Source organism: Flavobacterium nackdongense (genome assembly GCF_004355225.1).
Classification (GTDB): domain Bacteria; phylum Bacteroidota; class Bacteroidia; order Flavobacteriales; family Flavobacteriaceae; genus Flavobacterium; species Flavobacterium nackdongense.
Map to the genome: position 1 here is coordinate 3977788 of NZ_CP037933.1, position 13924 is coordinate 3991711.

Sequence of the window (13924 nt, forward strand, 5' to 3'; positions counted from 1 at the left end):
AACTAACAAAATCATAATGGAACAAAAAATAATAAAATATATAGCACTGACAATCGCGTTTGCAGGTCAATTGTCTAATGCGCAACAAAAAGATAATATCTATAAAAAAGGTTGGATAGATTTCAATAAAAATGGAATTATGGATGTCTATGAAAATCCAAAAGCGACTTTAGAAAAAAGAGTCGAGGATTTGATTTCCCAAATGAACGTGGACGAAAAAACCTGTCAAATGGCGACCTTGTATGGATATAAAAGGGTTTTAAAAGATTCGTTGCCAACACCAAATTGGAAAAATGAAATCTGGAAAGACGGAATTGCCAATATCGACGAACAATTAAACGGTGTTGGACTTTTGACATCGAAAGGTAGAAATGCAGTTGTTTCAAAAAATCTTATTTATCCATTCAGCAACCACGCCGAAGCTATCAACAAAACCCAACGTTGGTTTATCGAAGAAACGCGATTGGGCATCCCAGTAGATTTTACAAACGAAGGCATTCACGGTTTGAATCATACCAAAGCTACACCACTTCCGGCACCGATAGGAATTGGTTCCACCTGGAATAAAGATTTGGTTTTGAAAGCGGGCCAAATTGTGGGTCGTGAAGCAAAGGCTTTGGGTTATACCAATGTTTATGCACCAATTTTAGATTTGGCCAGAGATCCAAGATGGGGTCGTGTTTTAGAAACCTACGGAGAAGATCCTTTTTTAGTAGGGGCTTTGGGTACCCAAATGGTCAAAGGAATTCAAAGTCAAGGTGTAGCTTCCACATTAAAACATTATGCTATTTACAGCATGCCAAAAGGAGGTCGTGACGGAAATGCCAGAACCGATCCGCATGTTAATCCGCGTGAATTGCACGAAATACATCTTTATCCGTTCAAAAAAGTGATACAAAATGCACAACCTATGGGTGTGATGAGTAGTTACAACGATTGGAATGGAGAACCAATAACTGCAAGTCATTATTTCCTGACACAACTATTACGTTGGGAATATGGTTTCAAAGGCTATGTAGTGAGTGATAGTGAAGCGGTTGAATTTATTTATACCAAACACCAAATCGCTCCAACCTATCAAGATGGGGTACGACAAGTTGTTGAAGCGGGATTGAATGTTAGAACCCATTTCACCCCACCCAAAGATTATATTCTTCCTTTGCGAAATCTTGTCAATGAAGGAAAGTTGTCTATGAAACTTATAGATGAAAGAGTTGCCGAAGTCTTGAGAGTGAAATTCAGACTAGGACTCTTCGATACTCCTTATGTAGCAGATCCAAAAGCTGCCGATGCAATAGTTGGCGCCGATAAAAATAAAGACTTTGTATTGGACATCCAAAAACAATCTTTGGTTTTGCTTAAAAATGAGGGTAATTTATTGCCATTGGATAAAACTAAAATCAAAAAAGTATTAGTTACCGGTCCTCTAGCTGCCGAAGAAAATTATATGGTGAGCCGTTACGGACCTCAAGAGCTCAAAAATACAACCGTTCTTGACGGAATCAAAGAATATTTGGGTAAGGATGTTGCCGTAGATTATGCCAAAGGTTGTGATGCCGTTGATGCTAATTTTCCCGAAAGCGAACTGATAAATTTTCCTTTGACCACTACAGAAAAAAGTGATATTGATCAAGCCGTGCAATTGGCCAAACAAAATGACATCATTATTGTGGCTCTTGGCGAAGACGAAAAAACCACAGGCGAGAGTAAATCCAGAACTGGTCTTGATTTGCCAGGACGTCAACAACAATTATTGGAAGCCTTGTATGCTACTGGAAAACCAGTGGTTTTGGTACTAATAAACGGACAACCTTTGACCATTAATTGGGCGCAAAAATTCGTTCCTTCAATCTTGGAAGCTTGGTTTCCAAGTCATTTAGGAGGTAAAGCTATTGCCGACACATTATTTGGAGATTATAATCCGGGAGGAAAATTGACCGTTACCTTCCCAAAATCAATGGGGCAAATTGAATTAAATTTCCCTTACAAACTAGGTTCTCATAACACGCAAGGAAATGAAGGACCCAACGGTTTTGGAAAAACAAGTGTAAATGGTGCATTGTATCCATTTGGATTTGGATTGAGTTATACTACTTTTGGCTATTCCGATTTAAAAGTAACGCCTACTAAATTGAATTCCCAAGCTGAAATAAAAGTTTCAGTAAATGTTACCAATACCGGAAAACGCACTGGTGATGAGGTAGTACAATTGTACATCAGCGACAAGATTGCTAGTGTGGTAACTTATGATTCTGTATTGAGAGGATTCGAACGAGTGACGCTTCAAGCCGGAGAAACTAAAACAGTCAATTTCACATTACAGCCATCTGACTTGATGTTATTGGATAAAAATATGAAATGGACAGTAGAACATGGAGATTTTGAAATCAAGATTGGAGCATCTTCTGAAGATATAAAATTGAAAGAGCGCATTACGATTTTGCCTTAAAAAAATGAAGTTATTGAACGCTACAAATTACTAAATATTTGAAATATTTAAATTCCCAAAACACTAATTCAATTGAATGAATTAATATTGTAAAAAAAAATAAAACTATGTTTAAAATTCGTCCTTTTTTTATGCTGTTTGTTATCGTTACTATCTGTAATGCTCAAGATAAGCCTAGCCCTTTACCTATTGCAGATGAAGTTGTAAATTACAAAATCGAGCAGGTCGCTTCTGGAATCATTATTCCGTGGGGAATGGCAATGTTACCTGATGGCACTTTATTGGTGACAGAAAAAAGCGGCACTCTTTTTCATGTCAAAAATGGTGTAAATACAGCAGTTAAAAATGTTCCGAAAGTCTACAAAAGAGGACAAGGAGGATTGTTGGATATTGCCTTGCATCCCAATTACGAAAAAAACGGTTGGATTTACATCAGCTTTTCATCAGAAGATGTTGAGGGAGAGGGAGGAAATACAAAGATAATCCGGGCAAAATTAGTTGACGAAGGTTTGACCGAAATTCAAGAATTATACAAAGCAACACCCAACACGACTGGTCCGAATCATTTTGGTTCGCGCATCGCCTTTGATAATGAGGGCTATCTTTATTTTAGTATTGGTGAAAGAGATAAAAAATTCGAAAATCCTCAAGATATAACCCGTGACGGAGGAAAAATATATCGTTTGTATGATGATGGTCGAATTCCGGCAGATAATCCATTTGTTGGTAAACCTGGAGCAAAAGAAGCTATTTTTTCTTATGGACATCGCAATCCGCAGGGATTGGCAAAACATCCTGTAACTGGTGCAATTTGGGAACACGAACACGGACCACAAGGTGGCGATGAAATCAATATTATTAAAAAAGGGGCCAATTATGGCTGGCCAGTAATCACTTACGGAATTGATTATGATGGCAAAATCATAAGTGACATCACTGAAAAAGAAGGCATGGAACAACCCATCCATTATTGGCTTCCATCAATTGCTCCAGGTGGGATGGTTTTTGTGACAAGTAATCGCTACCCTGATTGGAAGGGGAATTTGCTTGTGGGAGCTATGAAATTCAAATACCTGGAATTACTGAAATTGAAAGACAATAAAGTAATCGGCAGACAAAAAATAGCAACAGAAATAGGCCGATTGCGAAACGTAATCCAAGCTAATGACGGTTACATTTATATAGCTGTAGAACAAAAAGGAATCTTTAAAATTATACCTAATTAATGCATGGTTTTAAATAAATTATATTTTTTGATTAGCCCATTTTTAATCGGGTTTCTTTATGTAGGTATATCTGATTCGGTTTCAAGCCGAAGTATTGATAATAAATATACAGCAGTTGTAGTTCCCCAGGAAAAATCAAATTTACAAAAAAGCATCACTAGAGGCAAAGAGGTTTACACCGATTTCTGTATGCAATGTCATTTGGCAACAGGGAAAGGCGATTTGGTTAATTTCCCCCCACTTGACGGTTCAGATTGGCTTGTCAAAAAGCGAAAACAAAGCATTCATGCAGTCAAATATGGACAAACGGGAGAAGTCATTGTTAAAGGCAAAAAGTTCAACAACATAATGCCTCTATTAGGACTTTCAGATCAGGAAGTAGCCGATGTTTTAAATTTTGTTATGAATTCGTGGAGCAATAAGCAAAAGAAAATGGTAACAGTAGAAGAAGTTAAAGCTGTTGCTAATTAGTAAACATTAATTTTGAACTTCAAATTGAATACTCTACGTATGCGAATTGCAGTAAAAATCCAGAAACTGCATTTTGGAATGCTATCCAAATTACAACTATGGTCTAAGATTCTAATAACCAACTGAATGAAAAACAAATTAATTGTATTAAGTATTCTGTCTTTGTTTTTTTTGTGTGGCTGTTCAACCACCAAAAAAATAGTGCTAAGCAATCAATCCTTAAATGGTCAATGGCAGATAACTGAAACTGCTTCGGGCGAAGAAATTCCAAAATCATTTCCAAGTACAATTCAAGTTCCCTCTTTTATAGATTTGGCTCAACCCGCATTTCCAAAATTAAACTTCCCAAAAGATAGTTCTCGTTATTTTTGGTATCGTAAAGAGTTTACAGTTGACCATAAAAATGCAGAACGTGTTGAACTTGAATTGCGCAAAGTAAAATACGGCGCTCATGTATTTGTCAATGGCAAGAAAGTAGGAGTTCAAAATATTTGTTTTTCCTCTATTCGAATGAATATTAAAGAATTTTTAAATAAGGGTAATGAAAAAAACGAACTAATAATCAGAATTGGAACACGTGAAAATTTACCTAGCACTGTAATTAGTGGAGCAGATTTTGAAAAAAAGACCTTTTTTCCGGGTATATTTGATGATGTTAGTCTTTTGCTTAAAAACTCCCCGTATATCGAAAACGTACAAATTGTACCCGATATTGATAAGAATCAAGTGCGTGCTTATGTAGAAATAAAACGGAACAACACAGCGCCAATTAGCATCAACTATCAAATAGTTGAACATAAAACGCATAAAATTGTAAAAAGCGGAAATGCTAAAATTTCAAACGATTTGATAGCTAATAACACTTTCGAATTAGAAATCCCTTTCGAAAATTTTGAACTTTGGAGTCCCGAAAATCCATTTCTGTACGAATTAAAATTATCTTCAGATGCTGATACCGAAACCACAAGATTTGGTATGCGAAGTTTTTCTGTCGATAATAAAAACAAACAATTTTTACTGAATAACAAACCGTACTTTATGTTAGGGACCAATGTGGCCACCTACCGTTTTTTTGAAGATGAAAACAGAGGTTATTTGCCTTGGGACGAAGCCTGGGTTCGAAAATTATTTACACAATTCAAATCTATGAATTGGAATTCATTTCGTTTTCACGTTGGACCAGCGCCCGATTTTTGGTATGATTTGGCAGACGAAATGGGGTTGTTAATTCAAGACGAATACGCCGTATGGTACGGAAAAGGAGGGCTTTCGTCATTGGATAAAAAAATTACAACCGATCAACTTGCTCTTGAATACGAGCATTGGATGCGTGACCGTTGGAATCATCCATCCATTGTAATTTTTGATGCTCAAAATGAAACGCTTTCAAGAATTACGGGGCCAGCGATAGAAAAAGTACGAGGATTAGATCATTCGAACAGACCTTGGGATAATGGGTATACAAAGCCAATGCGTGAAACAGATATTATTGAGGCTCATCCATATCTTTTTTATCCCTACCATTTAAAAGATGCCAAAGTTCCCGAAGAAGGAATTATGAAAGCCCTTCTTGGAAAAGTCAGAATGCCCTCAAATGACCCGAACGAACAAGACCCTTCAGCAGATGGCAAACGATATGAAAATGCGGTTTTATTGAATGAATACGGTTGGTTATGGCTCAACAGGGATGGTAGTCCAACGACTCTTTCAGAAAATGTATATAAATTAGTATTCAAAGAAGCAAAAACCGCCGAGGATCATTTTGTGGTCTATTCCCAAACTATGGCAGCTTTAACCGAATATTGGAGAGCACATAAAAAAGTAGCAGGAATTTTGCATTTTGCCGGATTGACCTATTCAAGGCCTCATGAGCCAAGAGGCGAAACAAGTGACTGTTTTAAAGATTTACAAAGTCTCGAATTCAATGAAAATTTCTTGAAATATGTGAAGCCAGCCTTTAGCAAAGTGGCGATTATGGTAGATACTTCGGAGAAAGAATACAAAGTTGGACAAAAATTAGACCTTCCTATTTATATAATTAATGATGATTCTAAAACTTGGAAAGGGAATTTAAAAATTGCCTTATTTAGTAATGAAACACAAATCAAGGACTGGAATATGTCCTCAGAAGTGCTAAACAATACCGTTAAAATTGAAAACACAATTATAGAATTGCCCAATACTATTGGTAAATACCAGCTTCGAGTTAGCTTAAATTATAATGGTGAAGAAGTTACATCGTATCGTAATTTGAACCTCAAATGATGTGAATAAACTAGAATCGATGCTAGGATCGTTGTGATTCAATGTACAGCTATCAGAAGTTATTTTAAATCACATAGTAGTATTGCTGCTATTTCTTTTGTATTTAAAAAAGCAGTCGAAATTACTATTTTAGAAAGGTTTTTGGTATTTATTTTAAAAGGTAAGTAAACGTTATTCCCCCGTAAAAATTTCTGGGGTTTCCAGGATAGTAATATCGTGGTAAAGCAGTTCCAAAAGCAACCGCATTAGGCAAAATACTAGATGAATATTTTTCGTTCAAGATGTTTTGCATTCCAGTATTTATTTCTGTTTTTAACTTTTTTAGGAATGTAAAAGTATAAGCCACTTTTGCATCCAATAATTGGTAACTTTTGGTGTATTTTGAGTTGGGATCATTCATAGGCATTTTACCAAAGAAACCATAATTGGCATTGAAGTTCAAACCAAAATTAGTGCTCAAATCAAACCCTGAATTCCATTGAACATTGGGTACGGCGGGAAGTTCGTTTCCAGAAAAGTCGTTGCTTTTATCAACAAACTCGGTAAACATAAAATTATTTATTGTTCCGGAACAATACGGCTGCATTTGGAGGTATGTATTTGGATTCCATTTGTAATTCACCAAAAATTCAATCCCTTGATGGGAACTTTCGCCAGCATTTATTCCCATATATTGATCCTCTGCAATCCTGCGAGCTACTAATAAGTTTTCGACAAACATTTTGTAAAATACCAGCTCGGTATAAAGTTTGGAATTTAGAAAATTACCTTTGAAACCCAATTCATAATTAATGCCTATTTCTGGTTTTAAATTGGTGTTGATTTGTCCTTCGGGTGTTAATGTTTCGGCAACGGTTGGGGTCGAAAAACCTTTGCTGATGGAGGCAAATATGTTTTTCCCTTTCGATAATTGGTAAGAAAGACCCAAGCGTGGCGACCAAATAGTGCCGAAAGTATAACTCTTTTCCTCCGTAATATTGGCATTAAAAACATCATTAAGTTCATAATTAGTAGTATTATAGGAAAGTCCAGATTCTAAATATAATTTTTTTAGTAGTTGCATATTCATTTGCACAAATACATTCGAGTTGCTTCTTTTTTGGTCGATTGCACTAAATTGATCTCCTTGAATACTTCCTTGCCCCGGTTGTGATTTGTATAGATTTTTATAAAGAGCATAATCATAATTTTCAGACATATATTCTATTCCCATACTAAAAGTGGTAGGAAATGAAAATAGGCTAGTTGTATGATTGACTTTGGTTCGAAAGCCAAGAGCACTACTTTTGTCTTCCAAAATATCAAAAGGGCGTGCTTCATATCCGTTTTTGGTAGCAGAAAATACACTAGTATTCAGAGCCCAATTTTTTGAAAAAAGATGTTGGTATCCCAATCCAATCAATGCTTTGTCGTAAGATTCGTATCCTTGGGCAGCTTCCCAAGTTGGAGCGGCTATTTCGGGAGTAGTGTTGTAGTCTGTTTCGTTTATAGAACTCGGAATATATGCTTTAAGTTTTGTGCCAATAGCAAAAAGGGACAAAGTACCATTTTTAGAAATTTGATATTTTCCGAACAAGTTGAATGACTGACGATCATAATTGCTATTTGACCGATAACCTTCATTTTGTAGCAGATTGTAATTGGCGTAAAGATTAGATTTTTCATCACTATATCCGGCAGTAATGGTCTGTTTTAACAACTCAAAACTGCCTAAGGTTGTTCCGGTTTTTACAAATGCATTTTCATTGGGAGTTTTAGTTGCCAATACATTAATTACGCCACCAAGTCCGGCTCCAAAACTGGTTGAATTGGGACCTTTTATTATTTCGATACTTCCTATGGCTTCTAAATCGATGTCTTCCAATGTGGTTTCTCCTTCGGCACTAGTCAGCGGAATTTCTTCAAAATAGGCTTTGATTCGAGTAGTACTGTATTGTGATCTTGAACCAATGCCTCTAATGGTAATCTTGTTGGTATTCAAAGAACCTTGTTGCATATATACCCCCGGGATTTTGTTGAGAATTGGGGTAAGAATGACGCCATCGGCTTGTTTGATTTCCTTTTCGGTGATGATGGAAACGGAGGACGCCGAATTTTGAATGGAACTTTGGATGGGTAAACTTTTTACAATCAATTCCGAAAGTCCAATTGTGTCATTTTTTACCTGTGCCAAAATAGGATGAGAACACAAAAAGAACAAAATACAAACAAAAAAGAAGGAGTTAATTTTTAACATTTTTTTTAATTTTTATACTAAATCTAGCAATGTATTCAGGCAAATCTAGTCCGTTTTTTTGCAATTTCAAAACCTCAAAGAGGTCAGCTTTTGAACATTGATCGAAAGCAGTTCTTTTATATTTTTTTTATAGTTTTTTGTTTATTGCTTGTTCTACTTGAATTGGGAGATTAGAGTATTTTTTGAAAAACTTCTTTTGGTCTAATTTTACTAATCAAAGTGATACATACAAACCCCTAAATAGGAATTATTGTCCCCCTTTTTAGTGTGCAAATTCACCCAAATTTGTAATTATAAACAACCTTATAATAACAATTTTAAAAACAATTACAAATGAAAAAAAACTTACTTAGTCAAACAATTTTAGCAGGTATTACAATGGTATTACTATGCTCCAACTTTAGCTTTGGACAACAGGTTATAGGTGAATTCTCTGTTATGGATGGAGGTTTTGAAGGTCAAATATTAGGACCGGTGACTTCTAGTGCTGTTAGTTCTGTAAATTGGACAGCAACAAATACGGGCCTTGCGGGTAGTACGGGTAGTGGTATAAAAGATATTCTTAATACTGTTGGTGGAGCGCGTTCAGGAAATAACTTTGCTACCTTTTCTCCAGCTACAAATCAAAACGCTAGATTGACAAGTCCTACAACAACAGCACTTCTTGCAAGTACTAAATATACGGTACAGTATTATGCAAAATCTACTTTGAACCCTACAACAATATTGGGTGGTGCTTTGTATTCTAATGCGACTACAATAAACGTCAGTGCAACACCAACAACTTCTATTTGGACTGCTGACACTTGGTTTAAGGTGAGTGTAACAATTACTGCTACGGCTACAACTCCTACTTTTGCAGCAGTTCGATTTAGTGCTAACAATGCTACATTAGGATTAGGGGATTTATCTGTAGATGATTTTGTTGTCTACGCAGGTGACGCTGATGTTACTGCTCCAGAAGCTCCGTCTGCTGCTACAGTTAGTGGTTCAAGTATAAGTTGGACAGCACCGGGAACTGGTGTTGATGGCGGTGGGTACATAGTGGTTCGTTATGCTACAAATCCAAATGCAGATAATGACCCAAATCAAAACGGAATATATGCCGTGGGTAATACAATAACAAACGGAACAGGTTCTTTAGTGGGAACTGTAGCTTATGTAGGTACCGCAACTTCTTTTACTGATACTGCGGCTGGGACTTACTATAAAGTGTATACTGTAGATAAAGCGTTCAATTATTCTGCTGAAGGAGGAACTTTGGGAACTGCAAAATTTAATACAAATAAAGTGAGTTTGTATCCAAATCCTGCTTCGAGAGAATTTAAAGTAACATCAGTTCACAATATAGACAAAATTACTATCTTCAATACATTAGGACAAAAAATGCTCGAATCAAGACCAAACAAAGTGGAAGCTTCTGTTGATGTATCTTCATTCGCAAATGGTTTGTATTTAATTCAAGTAGATGCTGACGGAAATTCAATGACTCAAAAATTAATGAAAAACTAATTTGATTAAAATTAATTTAAGTCCTAATATTCTTTGGATAAGATAATATCCATTATAAAACAGCATCAAAATTATTTTTGATGCTGTTTTAGTTTTATTCTATGAGTTATTCAGTTGAAGTGTTTAATAAACTTACTTTTTGCATTACCTATAAATACATTTTGTATGCTAATATTCTAGGGTTTTATTTTTAATCTATCTATCTTATGCTTACCGTCGTACAAGTTTGTATTATTTGGTTTTAGGTGTTTTACAAGCTGTTTTAAGGCATAGTCATTGTTATATAATCTATTCTAGAATCAGTCTTTAGGCTAATTCAAAAAAAAAAATAAAGTGCTAGTAAATGGAGTTTTGTCTTAGTGATATTGATTTATATTTTTGACAAAATTGCAGCCACTTTATTATAAAAAAGTTATACTAAAAATAGTCCTAGTCCATTGTAAACACCTATTATAAATGAGATTAAAGTCAAAGGATTTCTTCCAATTTTTCGAAATTTCAGCAGATATGATTAAAAAAGCGGATAAAAATTAATCTAATTTCTATCCGCTTTTTTTTTGTAATGGCATTAATCTCCAAATGTTGATAGATTAGTCAATATTTTTTTAATATTCTACTTTCCATTTCTTTATTGTAGATTCTTCATTTGAACTGAGTTTGACAAAATACAGCCCTGTCGGCAATATATTACTTGGACATATCTTTTTAGAACTTCCTGATGTCAATTCGCTTTCTGAATAGACTTTTTGGCCTACCATATTGTATATTGCAACATTTAAATCATCTATACCATCTGGAAGAATGAGATTAAAGGAATTCGTTTTAGAAGGGTTTGGATACAATGAAATGCTATGCAGTTTGTAAGGACTAGTACTCAAAATAGCTTCTGCAGAATAATTATATGCCTTGTCCATGGTGTAAACTTTATAGTAATCACTGCCAACAACAGCTCCTGCAACCCCATCTGTAAATGATGTGGAAGCACCTACATATACAACCGTCCCTAATAAAGAACCTGTACCATCAGTCAAAGTATTTCCTATTTTATAAATACCATTTTGTTTAGGATCATTATCTGCATTTGGATTTGTAGCGTAACGAACTACCATATATCCACCTCCATCTACACCAGATGCTGGTGCTGTCCATCCTATGTTCAACCCATTTACTGCTGGGGATGATGGTGCATCGGGAGCAGTAACATCTAAAGGCCCAGCATAAACTACAAAATCATCGATACTTACATCCCCTACGTATGATGAACTACCGTATCTAACTGCCGCAAAAGTGGGAGCTGTTGTTGATGATGTTAATGTTGTTGTTATTTTTATCCAAGAGCTACTATCAGTGAATATTGGCGTAGGTGATGCATTTCCCGTGACATTAAATGTAGTAGCATTTGTGTACAAAGCACCTGCAAGTTTGTTGGTAGGATCCGTTGCTGCTTTTGCATAAAACTGAATAGTATATTGAGTAGAAGCTACTAAATTAGTAGTGGTTGGACTTGTAAACCTCGAAGTTCCCGATGTACCTCCTGTGCTATTTGAAGTAAAAGTTGCAAATTTACTTCCAGAACGAGCTCCGCCAACAGTGTCAAAAATATTTTTTAACGCATTTCCGGCTGTACCAGTGTTTGTAGCTGTCCAAGCAGTAGCACTTACAACACTTGAGGCTACTGCTCCAAGTGCTTGATTTTCGAAACCGCCATCCATACCTGAAAATTCTCCTATTGTCCCATCAGGTGCGGCATTTACAGTAACAGTAACAGCAGCCGATGTAAGTTCAACATTATTACTGTTTATTGATTTTACTGTTAAAGAGTGAGAACCAACTGAAGCTCCAGACCAATTAAAAGAATAAGGACTAGTAGTATCTGTACCTAACAGAGTTGCTCCATCATAAAAAGATACTGAAGTTACAGTAACTGGGGCAATATCCGTGGCTGTAGCATTTATAGTTAAGGTAGTTCCTTGATTTATATTTGTTCCTGTTAGCGGCGAACTAATGCTTAAAGCCTGAACATTATTAAGAATGGTAACAGGTCCATTAGTATCGGTTGATTTATACTCCATTTGTTTAATCAAATTTCCATCGGCATCAAAGGTGAATACTAAAGTTGAAGCTTTTAAAATAGTACCATCAAAATCAATGTTTTCCGTAGCATTAAACCTGAATTTTATGGTTGAAGCTTTCGCAGAATAATCATTTGCAGTAGTTGAAAATTTTACAGAATAGGTAAAATCTGTTGTAGTGTTTTCATTTATCAACATAATAGTATATCCATTACTATCCTGCATACCAAAATCAACTAAGTCATTGGATTGATTATCATTTATTTGTCCGCTCATATAATTCCCTCTTTGGTTCTGTGCAAGCATTTTGTAATGGTGAGCAGCTGAATAAAACGCTCCAGTAGTCTTATTAATCATAGACCAGGCATCACCTTCACATAATGCCCAAGGGGTAAAAAACACGGCATTATTTTTCAACGACTGTTTGGCCATAATTGCCATTCGTTGTCCTACTCTAAATCCAGTGTAATTAAAATTATCTCCGTACTCACCAACGGCTATTTTAAGTTGCTGATCGGCAGGTCTTGATGCATTTGTAGTGTTTATAAGGGTCATCATAGTTGCGTACTTTGCGCTAAGTTCACCCTCATCAAAATTACCTGAACCTCCGTCACCATAAAAATGGAAAACAAAAATATCGACCAATTGATCCCCATTGTAGGAGGATGTACAAACAGCATTTAGACCGTTATAAAGAAAATCTTTATACCAAGTCCCAAACGGACCTGTTGTAGCTGAGCCCCACCAATGTCTATAATCTGGACCGCATACAATACTGTTTGGGTCTTTTTGTTTAATTTTTGTAGCTATAATTTTAAATTGTGCAGCCCATTGTTGAAAAGTGTAACCGTCCGCGGTAGCCGTCCCAGCATACCAAGCATCATAATTATTTGAGGGATCTGGCTCATTACCAATACACCAATAAATAACACCTAAGTTCTTGGTTACATTAAAATAATCCATCCATTCTCCTACTTGAGTTGCTGTAAGTGTGATAGGCAATTGAACTAAAGGTGTACCGCCAATTGCTTTAGCATTGTTTATAGCAGTTACATACCAATCTTTATCTGTATCATTTTTCTTGGTAGTGTTATTATAATTTCCACCAATACGAATCATTTTCAAATTCCAAGTAGTGGTTTCCGGCATATAATCCTTGAATTTATCAGTAATAACTCCAGGCGACCATTCGGCATATTCCCAATAATTCATTCCGAAAAATTTGTCCGTGCTTTGGGCTAGCGAACTGGTAAAAGAAAGACCTAAAAAAGTTAAAAGTAAAAGTTTGTAAGCACCTTTATAATTGGCATTAAAACCGGCAGTTTTGTTAAGTAATTTGTTTTTCATTAGTTCTATATTTTAATTACAAACAAATATAAATAGAACTTCTAAGTCAATATTTTAAATAGTAAAATAGGGATGTTTGACCCACTAAATTAGGACGTTTATAGCTCAAGCATATTCTTAATTACAAAAGAAAAACATCTAAATAGGCTAATTTAAAAAATAGATATTCAAAGAGTAAGTGAAGGTAGGTCTGCCAAAGACAAGTGATTCCTATTTTCTGCAAAATTGTTTCTGTTTTTGCGAACTTGGTATTTTACTACTTGATTTGAATATCTAAAAAAAAAATTAAAATTAAATAGGAGATTTATTATTGGACTACAATTAATTAACAACACATACAAACCCC

At 35.5% G+C, this 13924-nt stretch carries 7 protein-coding genes; 5 read left to right on the forward strand and 2 right to left on the reverse strand.

The window, feature by feature from the left end:
• Positions 1-16 precede the first annotated feature (16 nt).
• The 4 genes from E1750_RS16920 to E1750_RS16935 all read left to right on the forward strand — a co-directional run bounded on the left by E1750_RS16920 (position 17) and on the right by E1750_RS16935 (position 6411).
• Entirely contained in the window at positions 17-2449 is a 2433-nt protein-coding gene (locus E1750_RS16920; RefSeq protein WP_133277900.1) for a glycoside hydrolase family 3 N-terminal domain-containing protein, read from the forward strand.
• Positions 2450-2556: 107 nt separating this feature from the next.
• A complete protein-coding gene (locus tag E1750_RS16925; RefSeq protein WP_133277901.1) occupies positions 2557-3675 on the forward strand; it encodes a PQQ-dependent sugar dehydrogenase in 1119 nt (372 codons plus the stop codon).
• Between the two features lie 3 nt (positions 3676-3678).
• Positions 3679-4146 carry a c-type cytochrome gene (locus tag E1750_RS16930; RefSeq protein WP_133277902.1) on the forward strand — a complete coding sequence of 156 codons (468 nt, stop codon included), beginning with the start codon at positions 3679-3681 and terminating at the stop codon, positions 4144-4146.
• A gap of 126 nt (positions 4147-4272) precedes the next feature.
• On the forward strand, positions 4273-6411 hold the full coding sequence (locus E1750_RS16935) for a glycoside hydrolase family 2 protein (RefSeq protein WP_133277903.1): 2139 nt from the start codon (positions 4273-4275) through the stop codon (positions 6409-6411).
• 148 nt (positions 6412-6559) lie between these two features.
• Here E1750_RS16935 and E1750_RS16940 read toward each other — a convergent pair whose 3' ends face one another.
• Positions 6560-8647: a TonB-dependent receptor gene (locus E1750_RS16940; RefSeq protein ID WP_133277904.1), complete on the reverse strand. Its 2088-nt coding sequence runs from the start codon at positions 8645-8647 to the stop codon at positions 6560-6562.
• Between the two features lie 333 nt (positions 8648-8980).
• On the opposite strand from E1750_RS16940, the gene E1750_RS16945 reads away from it, so the two are divergent.
• The gene (locus tag E1750_RS16945; protein WP_133277905.1) at positions 8981-10159 is read left to right on the forward strand and encodes a T9SS type A sorting domain-containing protein; all 1179 of its coding nucleotides are present in this window, start codon (positions 8981-8983) and stop codon (positions 10157-10159) included.
• Positions 10160-10764: 605 nt separating this feature from the next.
• Here the strand turns inward: E1750_RS16945 and E1750_RS16950 are convergent.
• Positions 10765-13578: an Ig-like domain-containing protein gene (locus E1750_RS16950; RefSeq protein WP_133277906.1), complete on the reverse strand. Its 2814-nt coding sequence runs from the start codon at positions 13576-13578 to the stop codon at positions 10765-10767.
• Between the last annotated feature and the right edge of the window lie 346 nt (positions 13579-13924).

Bases quoted from the DNA above. Each gene is read 5' to 3' on its own strand.
- E1750_RS16930 (WP_133277902.1), top strand. From the start codon at position 3,679: ATGGTTTTAAATAAATTATATTTTTTGATTAGCCCATTTTTAATCGGG.
- E1750_RS16925 (WP_133277901.1), top strand. From the start codon at position 2,557: ATGTTTAAAATTCGTCCTTTTTTTATGCTGTTTGTTATCGTTACTATC.
- E1750_RS16945 (WP_133277905.1), top strand. From the start codon at position 8,981: ATGAAAAAAAACTTACTTAGTCAAACAATTTTAGCAGGTATTACAATG.
- E1750_RS16940 (WP_133277904.1), bottom strand. From the start codon at position 8,647: ATGTTAAAAATTAACTCCTTCTTTTTTGTTTGTATTTTGTTCTTTTTG.
- E1750_RS16920 (WP_133277900.1), top strand. From the start codon at position 17: ATGGAACAAAAAATAATAAAATATATAGCACTGACAATCGCGTTTGCA.
- E1750_RS16935 (WP_133277903.1), top strand. From the start codon at position 4,273: ATGAAAAACAAATTAATTGTATTAAGTATTCTGTCTTTGTTTTTTTTG.
- E1750_RS16950 (WP_133277906.1), bottom strand. From the start codon at position 13,578: ATGAAAAACAAATTACTTAACAAAACTGCCGGTTTTAATGCCAATTAT.